The following is a 14,522-nucleotide window of genomic DNA, read 5'->3' as shown; positions in this document are numbered from 1 at the left end:
ATCCTTGATGCCGGACTGGACATCTTCGCCACAATGGGATTATCTGACGGACACTGCCGCGCTGCAGGCGAAATTGGGATCGATGTGTCCGATCAGTTCCGCTTTCGCCCGCACCTGTACGTGTAAACGGAATTGAGCACCTAGCCGTGAAGTGGCACGCTCAAGCGTTACGCGCCGCCACGAGCAGTTTCGACACGAGACGCTGTACGACTTCGCCTGATTCATCCATCGTCTCTGACGCAACTGTCGCGATTCCTTGCGATGGTTTGGACTTCGACCGCTGAACATCCTGCACGGTGCTGACGACCCGGAGGATATTGCCGGGCCGCACGGGTTTGACCCATGCAATATCGACGTTCATACCGATGATGCCTCCAGCGAGCGGCAATCCGCCTGACACCAGGAGGCGCATTGTAATTGCGGCAGTGTGCCAACCGCTTGCGGCAAGACCACGGAAAATCGATTCTCTCGCGGCAGTATCGTCAAGATGAAACGGTTGTGGATCGAATTCTGACGCGAAGCGCTTGATGTCAGCCTCCGTCACCGTAAAGGTGGGCGAGTCGAATTGCATGCCGACCTTCAGGTCATCCAGATATAAGTGTTCTGTCATCGTCTGTACTCCGGCTTGTCGATTGGCTGGCGACAGGGATCGCTGGAGGCGCGCTTAAGCGACGATCATTTTCGGGCAGCTCCTGGGCGGCCTGTCCTCCGCGGTGTCTGCATTGAGTCGTCCGTGAACAATTCGACCGTCGCGGACCTCGGACGTTCAGACGTCGGACCCACCCAGCAAGCGGCCGTTCAGTTCGCGAGGATGATTGAACGTTGCTTTATCGGCCATGTTGCGGTTCTTCGTACCTCACCAGGTACGACCAGCAGCGAAGGGCGATTTCAGGGCGCTTCGAGGGCGGATGTTGAAGAACGGATGCGCGTGCGCCGGCGTTCAGATTTTGTCGTGCAGTGCCAAAGTGGCATGCGCTGCAGCCCGCATCTCAGCCAGCAGTGCTTCGCCTGGCCATGAAGGGCGCACGTCGGCTCGCTCGGCCTCCCGCACGAGTTCGCATAGCCGTTCGTTTACCGGCGCCGTTTGCCCAAGGCGTTGGGCGAGGCGCACGACCTCGCCGTTTATCCAGTCGATTTCCGTGGCGCGCCCTGCCGCCAGGTCGTCGCACATCGATGAGCGCGCGAGCGGATCGATCGTCAGCATCGTGCGGCCCAGCCGTTCGAACAAGGCATCGGGTACGCTGAGAACACGCGGTATCCAGGTGGCCGGAAGCGGCGTCACTCTGGCCGGTCGTATGCCGGCCCGTTTCAGAAGCGCGAGCGCTTCTTTCTGCGCCATAGCGAGGCAGATCCGATAGGCGCGTTGCGAGAGCTCCTCCTTCAAAGGCCGGTTCGCTAGCGCGTTGATGGCATTGTTGAGGTTGAGCAACAGCTTCGCCCACTGCACCGGCAACATATCGACGTGCTGGATCAGCGGCAGACCCGCCTGGCTGAACGCGTCGACGAACGGCTGCATGGCCGGCGTATGTCTGATCTCCAGCTCGCCCGCCGAACCTTGATGAAATCTGCCAGGGCCGCGTTCGACGACATTGAACGGCACCATCCCTTCCAGTACCGTGTGCTGTGGCAGCGCGGCGCGCAGCACGTCCGCATTGCCAATCCCGTTCTGGAAGCTCACGACGATCGTGCCGGGGCGAAGCACGTTCGCCAGTTCTGCCGCGGCCGTGGGTGTCGCAGCAGACTTGACTGTGACGAGCACGAGATCGGCAGCGGCGGCGCTGGCCGCCTCCGTCGATACGTCGATCCGCTCCGGCGGCACTTGCCAGCGGCTATCGTCGTGCCGCGACAGCGTGATGCCTTGATTGCGCAACTGGTCGGCCACGCGTGCACGCCCAATGAAACTGACGTCGCTACCCCCGGCAAGAAGCCGTCCGCCGACATAACAACCAATGGAGCCAGCGCCGTAGATAAAGATTTTTGCCATGCAGGTTCTCACGTGATCTACCAATTACATCCGCGTTGCGTTGAATCGGCAAACGCGGCCCATGACGCTTACGCCGTTCGCTCAGCACATGCCGTCGGGCATAGTGCGAGCGGACCGTGCTAGTCAGCATATCCGGGGTTACGGCGGTCGAGCCGACGGAGCAGCCCGGGCCACACCAGCGCCCCCGGCGTGACGCCCCGCGTCGCCAGCGCGATCTGCTCCCTGATACCGTCGAGAATCGGCTGTGCGATCTGAGTCAGCTTTCCGCCACCTGCCAGGGCGCGCACCTGAATCAAAGAGGCCGCTTCAAAGAAGTACATGGCGACGAAGGCGTCCGCCGCCGTAGCGCCGACCGTCAGCAGGCCGTGGTTGCGCAGCATCAGATAAGTGTTGCTTCCGAGGTCTTGTACGAGACGAGGCTTTTCGGCTTCATTGAGTGCGATGCCCTCGTAGTCGTGGTAGCCGAGCGATGCCAGTACGCCAAGTGACTGCTGGGAGAGCGGCAGCAATCCCGCCTCCTGTGCCGACACGGCAACGCCGTTGACCGAGTGAGTGTGCATCACGCAAAGGGCGTCTTCGCGTGCCGCATGCACGGCGCTATGGATCGTGAAGCCGGCCGGATTGACGTCATGCGGCGATTCGGCAACCTTGCGGCCGTCGAGGCCGATCTTGACCAGCGAAGACGCGGTGATTTCGTCGAACATCATCCCGTAGGGGTTGATCAGGAAATGGTGTTCGGGGCCGGGCACGCGCGCCGAGATGTGGGTAAACACCAGATCGTCCCACCCAAACAGCGCCGTGAGACGGTACGCGGCCGCGAGATTGACTCGCGCTTCCCATTCGGCAGGTGAAACGTCGTTCTTCAGACTGACAACAGATGAGGCCACGTCGACACTCCTTATTCGATGGTTCAAGCAATGGAATAACCTGAGACAACGCCCTGCGAAATCGCTCATTCGGCCCCCGCGACGCAGCAGGTGCATCAAGGGCCAAAAGTCATTGCGTCGTCAGATGCGAGTCCACATGATGTTCGCGAACCCGCCTAAAATCTGTCAGATACCCGACAGGTCGACTCGCCAATGGAATCCAGCCTGCACCGCTACCGGACACAACTCGAAACGACTCCATGGTTCCGGGGCCTGCCCGTCGAGTTGCGGGACTATCTGGTCAGCCATGCCAACCTGCTCACGCTGGAAAAGGGCCAATTCCTGTATCGGCGTGGTGAACAGTCTTATGGCTTGTACGCTGTGCTGGGCGGCGCACTCGCTATGGGCACAGTCGGGGTGGATGGGAAAGAGGCGTTGCTCGCGGTGCTCGGACCGACTGCATGGGTGGGGGAAATCTCGCTGTTCGATGGACTGCCGCGTCCGCACGACGCCACCGCCGTTAGCAGGACGCTTCTGCTGCACGTGCCCGAGTCAGCGCTGCAAGACCTGCTCGACTCCACGCCCCGCTATTGGCGCGATTTTGCGTTGTTGATGGCGCAAAGACTTCGGGTTTCGTTCGAGAACGCCGAAGCGATGACCCTCTTGCCCGCGGCACAGCGCGTGGCGAACCGTTTGCTGATGATTGCTGGAGGTTATGGCGGTCTCAACGCCTCGCAGAGCAGGATAAGGGTCTCACAAGACAGCCTGGCTTCAATGGTGTCGCTGTCGCGACAAACCACTAATCAGTTGCTCAGGAACCTCGAAAGTCAACGCATATTGAGCCTGAAATCCGGGGAAATCGCGATTCTCGATTTCGACCGATTGCGCGCAGCCAGTCTCGGCGATCCAGATCCGTGACTGTCACGCCGTTTCGTCGCGTCTTGGGTGAGCGGGTTGCTCATGACGCTGTCGCCATAGGTGGTCATGCGCCGCACCAAGGTTGCAAGCGATGTCTGCGAGCCTTGCTTTCAGTCCCAGGACAAGACCGTGTAGAGCCCGGTTTTGGGGTGCAATCGACTGCAGCACGCCTCGCATGCTACTAGTCGGAGGATCTTATGGAAAAAGGCGGAAGTATGCTTTGGAAAAAGCCATCGGAGGCACGCAAGTCTCTCCGTAGTAGGTACACGTAATCTTGTCTGACTGCTCGTTTGACGGTTCCGGCTCACTCCATACGAGCGCCAGGGCTGCCAAACCTGCAGCAGCAAGCACGCCCGTCACGCAAACAAGTCGCTTCATGGCAGTCACCTCATTTCGTCGATGCAGCTGACACCGCTGTCTTCTGTTACGCAGCAAGCAATTTAACGATCAGGCAATGCGCGATTTAGAGGTGGAGGACGAAGGGATATTTGCATTGCTGTCCACCTCCGCCTGCCTGTTTCCGGCAATGGACATGGCGGTCAGATATCCGAACGTCAACGCGGGCCCGAGTGTTATCCCCGCGCCAATGTAGTGTCCGCCCACCGGCGAGTTCATATCGTTGCCGCAAGCGTAGAGTCCAGGGATTGGACGGTTATCGTGATCGAGCACTTCGCCGTTACTTCCGGTCACGAGACCACGGCTTGTACCGAAGTCGCCCGGCATCAGCTTGACAGCGTAAAAGGGCCCACGCTCGATGGGTCCCAGGCAGGGATTGGGTGAATGCGTCGGGTCGCCCTTGTAAATGTTGTAGGCGGACGATCCCTTCCCGAAATCGGCGTCCACGCCGGTGGCTGCGAATTCGTTATTGCGCGCGACGCTGCGTTCGAGTCCGCTCGGGTCGACGCCGAGTTTGCCGGCAAGTTCAACCAGCGTCCGGCCACTGAAGAGGTATTCCGCCTTCTCGTAGCGCCGCAGCGACAAGCTACCGGGAAGAATGACGCCAATGCCGTACTTCTTTACGGTTGCCGCGTCGGCAATGAGATAGGCGGGGATGGCGCCTGCATCGAACATCCCCAGCGTGAATGCGTGGTAAGACGCTGCCTCGTTCGTGAAGCGGTTTCCGTCCTTGCCCACTGCAATGAACCCGGGCTTGGGACGATCGAGCATGAAGTGCCCCCACAAGACCTCATCGCCCTTCTCATTCGAAAGCACGGACATTGGCACATAGAAACCGGTGTCTTCGGAGTTGTGGTCAATTCGCCCCCCGGCCGACAGACCTAGACGAATACCCTCGCCAACGTTACCAGGCAGTCCGAGTCCCAACTCGACGGTGGGCTTGCGTGAGTGTTCCTTGCGCATTTCCCGGCTGCCTGGATACCCTCCGGTCGCAATCACCACACCCCGGCGAGCGCGGATTCGAATTGTGCGTCCGTCCCGAACCACTTCTGCACCGACGACAGTACCGTCATCGATGATCAGTCTGGTGGCGGACGACTGCAGCCAGATATCGATTTGCCGATCCAGAATTGTCTTGTACAGGCGAGCGATGAGCGCATTTCCGCCAACGAGCCGGGTGCCACGGTGATAACTCAACCGATCCACGCCATAGCGCAAAAAGCGCTTCATCACATGGCGGAACGAGCGAAGTGATCTGGTGAAGGAAAGGAAGTGAAGCAGGTCAACCAGGTCCAGCATCATTCCACCGAACGGTGCAAACGCCGGTAGTGGGGCACGTAAATTCTTGAAGTGCTGGCCAAGTTTGCGAGCATCGAATTCCAGCGGGGCATGAGCGCGGCCAAACATGCCGCCCTCCAGCTCGGGGTAGTAGTCCGGGTAGTCGACTGCCATCACCTCTAGCGCCGAGTTGCGCAACATATAGTCGAGGGCGACCCGGCCTTTGAGGATGTAGGCCTCCTGCAATGAGCGATCGACGCTCGTACCGACAGTCCTCGCAAAGTATTGGCGCGCTTTATCGAATGAATCTTTGAAGCCGGCGGCCCGCATTGGCGCGCTATCGACGAACCACAACATTCCCATCGACCACGCGGAAGTTCCGCCGACCTGATCGGTCTTCTCGAGAACGAGCGGCTCGAGCCCCTCGTTCTTCGACACGATCGCCGCCGTCAAGCCAGCGGCACCTGCACCCATGATGATGACGTCGACCTCGCGGTCCCAATTCTCCGTCGTTGCGGTGCCCATGGTGTTCGTCCTGTTTTAAGCGTTTCTGGCAGATCGATTCGAAAAGCGGTGTTCACGCACTCCCTGAACACCGATCGCACAACACTAGCGTAGTGCGCCTCATGCCGCAGTCAAATAGATCGATATGGCATTATACTGATAGGGATAAATGTATATCGAATGATGTGTTTCGGAGTGGGCGATGTCAAGCGTTTTAGGGAATCCCCTGGCCTCACCAGGCAGCCCGTTCGGTTCGACGCCGTGACATGGCTGGAGAGTCTCCACAATTTCTTGACAGAGATCGTTCTGTGACAGATCATTCGATATAAATCGACTATCTGGCGGTCGCGGATTGGGGTCGTATTTGCAGCAACAACAGGAGAAACAATGAGCAAGCTTCAGTTGTCCGTCGCGGTAGGCAACTATGACCGGATCAGGCCATTGGTCGACGGCGAGGTTCAAATCGAGGGCGTGGATCCGGTCTTCATGTTGCAGGATCCCGAAGAGATCTTTTTTCGCGCCTTCAGGCACGCCGACTTCGACATTTGCGAACTCTCGCTCAGCAGCTACTCGGTGAAGACCGCTGCGGGAACTTCCCCGTACATCGCCGTGCCGGTCTTTCCGTCGCGAGCCTTTCGACATACGTCGATTTATGTGCGCGCGGATAGGGGCATTAACCGCGCGGAAGATCTGAAAGGCAAGCGCATCGGTGTGCCGGAATATCAGCTAACGGCTAACGTCTGGGTACGTCTGCTTCTCGAAGAAGAGTACGGCGTCAAGCCTTCGGATGTGACCTGGGTGCGTGGCGGATACGAAGATCCGACCAGGGTGGAGAAGATCACACTGAACTTGCCTGCGGACGTCAAGCTGGAGAACGCGCCCGAAGGGAAGACGATCTCGAGCCTGCTGGCGGACGGGGAAATCGATGCTGTCATTGGACCGCGAGCGCCTTCATGCTTCGACCGTGGGCATCCCCAGGTCAAGTACCTGTTCGACGATCCGCACAAAGCCGCAGCAGACTGGTACACACGTACGAAGCTGTTTCCGATCATGCACACGCTGGGAGTCAGGAAGACGCTGGCAGAGCGCCATCCCTGGCTGCCAGGCGCAGTGATGAAGGCATTTGAGAAGTCTAAAGCGCTTGCGTTGACGCGGTTGAGCGATACGGCGGCCACCAAGGTCACGCTGCCGTTCGTCGAGGACCATTTACGTGCCGCTCGCAAACTGATGGGTACCGACTTCTGGTCGTATGGCTTTGCGAACAATGAGCATGCTATTGACCGTTTTCTTGCCCGCCATTTTGCAGAGGGACTGTCGGCTCGCCAGCTTCAACCGCGCGAGCTATTCCACCCGGCAACCCTCGAAAGCTTTGCAATTTGAACAAGAGACGCAGGGATAGGCCGGAATAGCCCGTGTCGCGGCGTCGATCCGCGCGGCGCGGACGTGGTGCATTCGTTCTGATCGACAACCAGCGCGATAGACGCGGCCAGTGCACTCCTTCGCGACTGGCAGGAGACAAACGATGAAACTTGCTTCGGTCATCGATGCCCAGAAGCTCATCGACGAGCACCCATTCGGCCGCTTTCAGCGACTCATTTTTTTCATGTGCTTCGTGATTGTCATGCTGGATGGTTTCGACACTGCGGCAATCGGTTTCATCGCGCCGTCGTTACTGACTGAGTGGCATCTCGCGAAGCCTGACCTCGCACCAGTCCTGAGTGCCGCACTGTTCGGCCTCGCGTTCGGTGCGCTCGTGTCCGGCCCTTTGTCCGATCGCGTCGGACGACGGTCGCTGATGGTCGGATCCGTGTTTCTCTTCGGTGTTGCCTGCGTTACATCCGCGTTCTCAACGAACATCGGGCAACTGACTCTGCTGCGCTTCATCACGGGCATTGGCCTCGGCGCAGCGATGCCTGGCGCGGTGACCATGATGGACGAGTTCTGCCCGACCCGGCGCCGCGCAACTGTGACCAGCCTGATGTGCTGCGGATTCCCACTCGGCGCGGCTTGCGGCGGGCTGCTTGCAGCATGGCTGATTCCTCACGCTGGCTGGCGAAGTGTTCTGATACTGGGCGGCGTCACGCCGATACTTCACAGTGTCTTGCTGCTGTTCTGGATGCCGGAATCGGTGCGCTTTATGGTTGCAAACGGCAAGCCCGTCGCGCGCATTCGCGCGATTCTGTCGCGTATCTCCGATGAAGCGACCCACGCGCGCGGTTTCGCTCTTACCGAAAGCGCACCGGGGACGGGCGACAAGGGGCTCGGCGTTGTGTTGTCGCGTGCATACATCGTCGGTTCATTGATGCTATGGATCGCGGCCTTCATGGGCCTTCTGGTGATCTACGCGTTAATCAACTGGATGCCGATTCTGCTGAAGGACGCGGGCCTGAGCCTGAGAAGCGCGACGGTAATTTCCGCACTGTTCCCGCTGGGTGGTATCGGCGCGGTGTTGTGCGGCGCACTGATGGATCGCTTCAATGCAAATTTAGTGATTGCCGCGTGCTACGCACTCGCTGCGATCAGTCTCTTTTGTATTGGAGAGACAGCGGGACACATAGGCCTGCTTGTGCCCATCGTTGTTGTGTGCGGCGTGCTGATGAACACTGCGCAAGCCTCAATGAATGCGCTTGCGGCTGCGTTTTATCCGACTGAGGGTCGCGGCACGGGTGTCGCGTGGATGCTCGGCATGGCCCGCTTTGGCGGGATCGCAGGCTCGTTTCTCGTCGCCGAACTCGTAAGGTCGCATTTTACGTTCGTAGGTGTCTTTGCGACGATCGCCGTTGCCGGAGCGCTTTCGTGTATCGCTTTGCTGGTCAAGCAGTTTGCTCTGCCGCACGTCTTCAGACCGACGCCCGGCGGAGTGCGATCACTGAGTCACTGAGCGGGCGGCAGTGGTTGCCCCGTCGTACTGGATGCAGATACCAGCCGCCGTGCGGGGAGTGCTCCGAGCTATCAACAACATCGTACTCAATCAGCCTTCGAGGAGGAGACCTGGCATGTTCACTGAGGCGCCCACAGCAGCATTCGAATACGTATCTGAAGTGTATGAAGCCATTGATTCGAAAGACGAGCAGCAGCTAGCGCGCTACCTGACGGAAAACTGCACGTTTGTCTATGCCAATAGCGACCCGGTCACCGGACGCGCAAATGTTGCCGAGGCTTCAAAGGCGTTCATGGCTTTGATCGCCGGCATCAAGCATCACCTGCTTGATGTCTGGTCGTTCGACGACGTCGTTATATCGCGGCTCGACGTGACTTACACGCGCAAGGATGGATCGACACTGACGGTGCCGGGGGTGACCATCTGGCGGCTACGCGACAGGCAGATCGACGATTACCGTATCTACATCGACGTTGCACCGCTGTTTGCGCATTGATTACAAAGGGAGCGTAAGCCGATGAACCGGACTCTTGAAGGTAAGACGATCATCGTTACGGGCGGTGGCACGGGTATTGGACGGGCAGCGGCCATGGCGTGCGCTGCGGCAGGCGCGCGCTTGCCGCACGCGTTTCCGAAGATGCCCTCTCCGGCAAGGCGAGGCTTGTCGGAGTGGCCGCACTATCACCAGTGACGGATTTGACACTGTCGGGTGAGTCGTATGTAACGCGCGCAGATGCCGATCCGTATTTCACCCTCCCGCAGGTGACGGAACTATGGTCGAACTGGCGCTCATTGGCGATACGCAGGCGCACCTTGGGGCGCTCGCGACGCACCGCCATCGATGACCATTTCCGCGGCCTGCATGCTGCTCGAGTAGTCCGAAGCGAGAAAGAGGGCGGCCTGTGCTACTTCTTCGGCATCGTTGAGGCGGCCGATCGGAATGCTTCGGATCAGGCTCTTTTCGAGCTCCTGCAACTGCGTCTCTGTCTGAACGATGGTGTTCCAGATCGGCGTGCGAGTCGGGCCCGGAACCAGCGTATTGACGCGAATGCCTTTCGGCGTCAGTTCGGATGCAAGCGCGCGTGCCATGCCTGATATTCCCGCTTTGCTTGCAGCATAGATGCCGAATCCGCCGATACCCATAGTCGCGACGACAGAGCCGATGAGAATGACCGACGAGCCCGACCGCAGATGTGGCAGTGCGGCCTGCACAGTGTAGAAGCTCCCGGCGACGTTGATCCTGAGTATGCGTTCAACGAGGTCGCTGGGCGTGTTGTCCAAAGGTGTGGGGGATACGACGCCAGCACTGGCAAGCAGCACATCGATATGGCCAAACTGGCGACCGGCTTCCGTGAAGGCGTCGACGAGTGCATTAGCGTTCGTGACATCCGCCTCGATCGTCACGAGCTTTGCGCCAAGCTGACCACGTGCGGCATGAAGCGTATCCGCATTGTTGCTCATGAGGATAACGTTCGCTCCTTCCTCGAGAAAGAGTCGCGCCGAAGCCAACCCGATTCCACTGTCTCCGCCAGTAATAACCGCGACCTTATCTTTAAGCTGCATGCGTGACTCCGAGGTTTGTGGGGTTTCGAAACGGATTACCTTCGAATCGGAACGCGCTGCCTCGCGCGGCGATTGCACGATCGATGCGAGGCCACACGACGTGCGGCATCAATACAGCAACGTGCCGAGATTGACGCTTCCTGTGCGCTCTCTCGCCGCGATGATTTTTTCAGTCCCGTCCTTTCGCACTCGCACTTCAATGGACGAGGACAGCTCAGTCAAACCGGAGAACCGGAAGTCGCCGAAATGGTCGGTCTGCGTCGTGCGTTCGCTGCCATCGGCGGAGTCGAGCAGTACAACTTCCACACCCTCCAGGTTGCGCATACGACCATCACCCATGTTTTCGCAAACATTGCCTGCGACCAGATGGCTGAGCGCATCGTCGAGATTGCGGTAGAAGACGCGTGGCTTCGTTCCGAACTCGGGGTGAATGACAGACAGATGCTCCTTCTCGACCATGTCTCGCAACTCGGCATCTTCTGCCTTCAACGCGCGAATCGCCCTGGTCGGGCAAGCCTGCGCACAACGGGGTTCGTTCCAGCCGGAGTCGAGCAGGTGTGCGTCAAAGTTCCAGTTCTGCGGCACCTGTTCCTGTTCGTTCCACTCGATCATGTCGTACGGGCACGACTTGACCAGATCGCGTCGGCCGCGTGACTTGACCGGGTCAATCACAACGACACCGTCCGGGCGCTTGTAGATGGATCCATCTTTGGCTGCATTGACGCACGGTGCGTTGTCGCAATGGTTGCATGTCTTCGGGATATAGGTCACGTCGACGAGCGTGCCTTCTCCGCGAACGTGACGTTCGATCCGGATCGTTTCGAGACCCTCCGGGGGATGAGGCGCCGAATAGCCTGGAAAAGCGTTTCCGCTGTATTCATCCTTGGTCGCGATGACACAGTTTCTGCAGTTGATGCAGAGCGAAACGTCGATGATCAATGCCCAGCCGGTCATGCTGCCTTCTCCAGTGTTGCGTCCCATTTGTCTACCTCCACCCAGCAGCTGTTCGGCATGATCCCGTCCGAGGTCGGACTCATTTTTCGACCGGGAGTGAGGAGGTTGAGACAACCTCCACGATCGACCAGACCGACCGAAGTCTGGATCAGGTCGAGTTCAGCACACGATTCATTGCCGCGCGCGACGCCTTCTTTGACAAGCTGGGAAACGTCCACCGCGCAGATCACCGATGCCTGCGCGTTATGAACGCGAACCAGATCGCCGGATTTCAGCGCTCGGGCTGCAGCATCCTGGGGGTTCATTCTCAGCACCCAGTAGCGATAGCCTCCAACATTCATCCGGTGCTCATTGATGGTGCTGATGTGGCTGTTCTTTCCGTCCGCCTGCGAATGGAAGCTATACACGGGATGGTTGGTCACGAGTTGCAGAGGGAAGCGTTGCCGTCTGGCACTATCGCCGTTCATATACCGGTTGACTGCCGGCCGTGCAGGATCGATTTTCTCGATGCGGCGCAGACTTGATGGAACGAACTCGAACTTGCCCGACTGCGTGGGAAGGCTCTCTCCAAACTTTGTCGAGTACACGCCGGGAAGCGGGTTGGCCTCCGGCAGATCCTTCGGGCGACCTTCGGCAAACCAGCGCATGTCGACCGGTTGCCGGTCGTTGTCCGCGGGCGGCGGCACGACGTGATAACCCTTCTTGAGGAATTTCTTCCAGGTCGTTTGCTTCGGCAGATCCGTCGAGTTGAACATCCGTTCACACCACGTCAGTTCCGAGCCGCCGCCTTCGGAGTACATGCCGCCGTATCCAAGCCGCAAGAGGATGTCCAGGAAGATCTGGTAGTCGGACCTGGATTCGCCAAGCGGCTCGATGCATTTGTGCTGCATGATCATCATCCGATGATTGAGCTGGCTCTGAGCGTGCTGGATATAGCCGCCGCAATTTGCCCATTCGGAGATGTCGTCGCGTTCGAGCGCGGTACACGCCGGCAGGATGATGTCGGCAAACTGCGCCTCGTTCTCCATCCAGATCGACTGGTTGACGATGAATTCGAGCGACGGATGACGGTACGCATCGACGAGCCGGTTCGATCCCGGGACCGTACCGAACGACGATGAACCATAGCGATACAGCATGTGGATGGGCGAATAGCCTGGCCGCGGATACGAGTAGTGGGCAAATTGTCCTTCTGTCGAGAAGCCTTCCCACAGGTAGCCATCCGCCGTGCCCTGGGTGATCGCTTCGGCAAACCGTTGGCGAGGCACGGACTGCTTCACGGGATTGATCGTGATGATGTGCGGCATGCGGCAGTAGTTGTGCGCTGCACTCGCTGTGTAGTTCAGGTCGCCGGAGATTCCGCCCTCGGCATAGCCCGGGAAGTAGAAGTTCAGATCCTGCGGTGCGCCAATTTGCAGGTTGCCGAAATTGATACCCGGCTTTCCCCAACCCTGCATCGCCATCATCATCACGACATTGCGTGCCCACTGGGCACCGGTTTCCGTGCGGCATGCGCCACCGAAGCCCGCGCCCAGGCCGCCTGCCGCGAGATACGTCTTCTTCGATGCCCACAGCTGGGCAAGACTGCGGACGTCTTTCGCCGGAATACCGGTTTCGGCTTCCTGCCACTCGGGCGTCTTGGGCAAGCCGTCTTCCTCCCCAAGCACATAAGCGCGCCACTCGTCGAAGCCCGTTGTCCTCGAGGCCACGTACTCTTTGTCATAGGTTTCGTTCAGCATCCATTCATGCATGATGGCAATCGCGAAAGCCGCATCGGTACCGGGGCGAACAGGGAGCCACTTGCCACCAAGAAGCTGGGCGGATTGCGTCAGGTACGGGTCGATATGGACAAACTCGATGCCAAGCTGTTTCGCCCACAGGCGACGCTCCGTGCCTTCGAAGCCGGCGTAGACGCCGTTGGTCGACTCCGGGTCGCTCGACCAGAATACGATTACCTCGGCATGTTCGAGGCAGTCCTCCGTCGTGCCGTAAAAGCCTGGCGTGCCCAGACGCAGGCTGTTGCCATAGTGATGCATGGCACCCCAGTACCAGCCTTCCCAACTGATCGGGCTCATTTCGACGCGCGTGTATCCGATCAGGTTGCCGAAGCGCTGCATGGCGCTCAGGTAGTAGTTAATGTTCCCCCACTGATGATGTGCCCCTGTGGCCATGGCGATCGCGCCCGGGCCATGCTGCTGTTTCATGCGCGTGATTTCGCCTGCGACAATGTCGAGCGCTTCGTCCCAGCTAATGCGCTCGTATTTCGAAATGCCGCGGTTCTGGGGATTGCGTTCGCCTTTCGGGTCGAAGTCGACCCGCTTCATCGGGTAGAGAATCCGCTTGTCGGAGTACACGAGCGATTTCAGCGAAAGCGCGTGCGGGCTGACCGTTGCGCGCCGAGCCGGCGAGAAACGGCGTCCCCTTGCCGTGATGCTCCAGCTCGGTCCGTCTTCGTCAGCAAGATCGATTGGGGTTGTCCGGATGATCTTGCCATCCTTCACGAAGACAAAAACCGGGCCGCCGTTGGTGAGCGTGACGTAGCGGGTTGTCCCGTCCTTCATCCTCATGCCCCGGCGCCAGGAAGCCGTCTTCATGATGTTGACCAGCTGACCGAACCACACCAGCGCCTGATCACTTCCGCCCTGCGTGATCTTGAAGTTCTTGAGTGCATCGATCAGGAAGGCGTGATCGGTCGTCGGCGCGAGCATCCGGCGTGCGGTTGGCGCATCCATGAAGATGAGTTCAGCGTCTGGCTTGGGCAATACTCCCCAGCGTGCAGAGATGCTGCCGTTCCTGAAATGAAGTTGTCTCGCGAGACTGTTGTCCCGCAGTCGCAACTGGATCACCCAGTTTCCTGACGCGAGGTGTTCGCGCATGCTGGGAAGCTTGCGTGCAGCGATCCGCAGGGCGGTCGGCATCAGCCAAAGTATGAATACAAGAAGGTACCGTTGCATGTGAGTCTGGATCCTGAGCTGAAATACGCTATCTGCGTCGCGCAAGGCAACGACCCCGTCAAGCGGCGCATTCTGGGTCAGCGCCACAAAACGGCCGCACATCTGGCCACGTGTTGTATGATCTTTCTTGCGACGGATCATCTGCAAAAAGATAATTCCATCTCATATCGATTTATATCGAATGATGTGATTCAGGATGAACAAAGTCAAGAACCCCAGGGAAT

The 14,522-nt window shown here is 59.0% G+C and carries 12 protein-coding genes; 5 read left to right on the top strand and 7 right to left on the bottom strand.

Annotated features, from left to right (window positions below; genetic code table 11):
- Window positions 1-160: 160 nt before the first annotated feature.
- The 3 genes from P3T21_RS30715 to P3T21_RS30705 all read right to left on the bottom strand — a co-directional run bounded on the left by P3T21_RS30715 (window position 161) and on the right by P3T21_RS30705 (window position 2,871).
- Window positions 161-610 (bottom strand): MaoC family dehydratase, encoded by a 450-nt coding sequence (locus P3T21_RS30715; RefSeq protein ID WP_429259706.1) that lies wholly within the window; start codon window positions 608-610, stop codon window positions 161-163.
- Window positions 611-940: 330 nt separating this feature from the next.
- Complete coding sequence (locus P3T21_RS30710; RefSeq protein WP_429259705.1) at window positions 941-1,984, bottom strand: 2-dehydropantoate 2-reductase; 1,044 nt, start codon at window positions 1,982-1,984, stop codon at window positions 941-943.
- Window positions 1,985-2,103: 119 nt separating this feature from the next.
- The gene (locus P3T21_RS30705) at window positions 2,104-2,871 is read right to left on the bottom strand and encodes a class II aldolase/adducin family protein (protein ID WP_429259704.1); all 768 of its coding nucleotides are present in this window, start codon (window positions 2,869-2,871) and stop codon (window positions 2,104-2,106) included.
- A gap of 192 nt (window positions 2,872-3,063) precedes the next feature.
- On the opposite strand from P3T21_RS30705, the gene P3T21_RS30700 reads away from it, so the two are divergent.
- Window positions 3,064-3,768: a Crp/Fnr family transcriptional regulator gene (locus P3T21_RS30700; protein ID WP_429259703.1), complete on the top strand. Its 705-nt coding sequence runs from the start codon at window positions 3,064-3,066 to the stop codon at window positions 3,766-3,768.
- A gap of 447 nt (window positions 3,769-4,215) precedes the next feature.
- Here the strand turns inward: P3T21_RS30700 and P3T21_RS30695 are convergent, their stop codons facing one another.
- Window positions 4,216-5,967 carry an FAD-dependent oxidoreductase gene (locus P3T21_RS30695; RefSeq protein ID WP_429259702.1) on the bottom strand — a complete coding sequence of 584 codons (1,752 nt, stop codon included), beginning with the start codon at window positions 5,965-5,967 and terminating at the stop codon, window positions 4,216-4,218.
- 366 nt (window positions 5,968-6,333) lie between these two features.
- Between P3T21_RS30695 and P3T21_RS30690 the strand changes: the two genes are divergently transcribed.
- The 4 genes from P3T21_RS30690 (at window position 6,334) to P3T21_RS30675 (ending at window position 9,518) form a co-directional block, all read left to right on the top strand.
- On the top strand, window positions 6,334-7,326 hold the full coding sequence (locus tag P3T21_RS30690; RefSeq protein WP_429259701.1) for an ABC transporter substrate-binding protein: 993 nt from the start codon (window positions 6,334-6,336) through the stop codon (window positions 7,324-7,326).
- A 142-nt stretch (window positions 7,327-7,468) separates the two neighbouring features.
- Window positions 7,469-8,827 carry an MFS transporter gene (locus P3T21_RS30685; protein ID WP_429259700.1) on the top strand — a complete coding sequence of 453 codons (1,359 nt, stop codon included), beginning with the start codon at window positions 7,469-7,471 and terminating at the stop codon, window positions 8,825-8,827.
- 115 nt (window positions 8,828-8,942) lie between these two features.
- Window positions 8,943-9,323, top strand: coding sequence for a nuclear transport factor 2 family protein (locus P3T21_RS30680; protein ID WP_429259699.1), 381 nt, complete (start codon window positions 8,943-8,945; stop codon window positions 9,321-9,323).
- Between the two features lie 21 nt (window positions 9,324-9,344).
- On the top strand, window positions 9,345-9,518 hold the full coding sequence (locus tag P3T21_RS30675) for a hypothetical protein (RefSeq protein ID WP_429259698.1): 174 nt from the start codon (window positions 9,345-9,347) through the stop codon (window positions 9,516-9,518).
- 98 nt (window positions 9,519-9,616) lie between these two features.
- On the opposite strand, the gene P3T21_RS30670 is transcribed toward P3T21_RS30675, so the two are convergent.
- The 3 genes from P3T21_RS30670 to P3T21_RS30660 form a co-directional block, all read right to left on the bottom strand.
- Window positions 9,617-10,390 (bottom strand): SDR family NAD(P)-dependent oxidoreductase, encoded by a 774-nt coding sequence (locus P3T21_RS30670; protein ID WP_429259697.1) that lies wholly within the window; start codon window positions 10,388-10,390, stop codon window positions 9,617-9,619.
- A 108-nt stretch (window positions 10,391-10,498) separates the two neighbouring features.
- On the bottom strand, window positions 10,499-11,371 hold the full coding sequence (locus P3T21_RS30665) for a 4Fe-4S dicluster domain-containing protein (RefSeq protein ID WP_429259696.1): 873 nt from the start codon (window positions 11,369-11,371) through the stop codon (window positions 10,499-10,501).
- Window positions 11,341-14,298: a molybdopterin-dependent oxidoreductase gene (locus P3T21_RS30660; RefSeq protein ID WP_429259695.1), complete on the bottom strand. Its 2,958-nt coding sequence runs from the start codon at window positions 14,296-14,298 to the stop codon at window positions 11,341-11,343. The genes P3T21_RS30665 and P3T21_RS30660 overlap by 31 nt, the downstream gene beginning before the upstream one ends.
- Between the last annotated feature and the right edge of the window lie 224 nt (window positions 14,299-14,522).

This window comes from Paraburkholderia sp. GAS334, from assembly GCF_050436625.1.
Lineage (GTDB): Bacteria > Pseudomonadota > Gammaproteobacteria > Burkholderiales > Burkholderiaceae > Paraburkholderia.
Note: the sequence above shows the minus strand (reverse complement) of the source record. Positions and strands in the feature narration are given on the sequence as shown.

Bases quoted from the DNA above. Each gene is read 5' to 3' on its own strand.
- P3T21_RS30715 (WP_429259706.1), bottom strand. From the start codon at position 610: ATGACAGAACACTTATATCTGGATGACCTGAAGGTCGGCATGCAATTC.
- P3T21_RS30710 (WP_429259705.1), bottom strand. From the start codon at position 1,984: ATGGCAAAAATCTTTATCTACGGCGCTGGCTCCATTGGTTGTTATGTC.
- P3T21_RS30700 (WP_429259703.1), top strand. From the start codon at position 3,064: ATGGAATCCAGCCTGCACCGCTACCGGACACAACTCGAAACGACTCCA.
- P3T21_RS30695 (WP_429259702.1), bottom strand. From the start codon at position 5,967: ATGGGCACCGCAACGACGGAGAATTGGGACCGCGAGGTCGACGTCATC.
- P3T21_RS30690 (WP_429259701.1), top strand. From the start codon at position 6,334: ATGAGCAAGCTTCAGTTGTCCGTCGCGGTAGGCAACTATGACCGGATC.
- P3T21_RS30685 (WP_429259700.1), top strand. From the start codon at position 7,469: ATGAAACTTGCTTCGGTCATCGATGCCCAGAAGCTCATCGACGAGCAC.
- P3T21_RS30680 (WP_429259699.1), top strand. From the start codon at position 8,943: ATGTTCACTGAGGCGCCCACAGCAGCATTCGAATACGTATCTGAAGTG.
- P3T21_RS30675 (WP_429259698.1), top strand. From the start codon at position 9,345: ATGAACCGGACTCTTGAAGGTAAGACGATCATCGTTACGGGCGGTGGC.
- P3T21_RS30670 (WP_429259697.1), bottom strand. From the start codon at position 10,390: ATGCAGCTTAAAGATAAGGTCGCGGTTATTACTGGCGGAGACAGTGGA.
- P3T21_RS30665 (WP_429259696.1), bottom strand. From the start codon at position 11,371: ATGGGACGCAACACTGGAGAAGGCAGCATGACCGGCTGGGCATTGATC.
- P3T21_RS30660 (WP_429259695.1), bottom strand. From the start codon at position 14,298: ATGCAACGGTACCTTCTTGTATTCATACTTTGGCTGATGCCGACCGCC.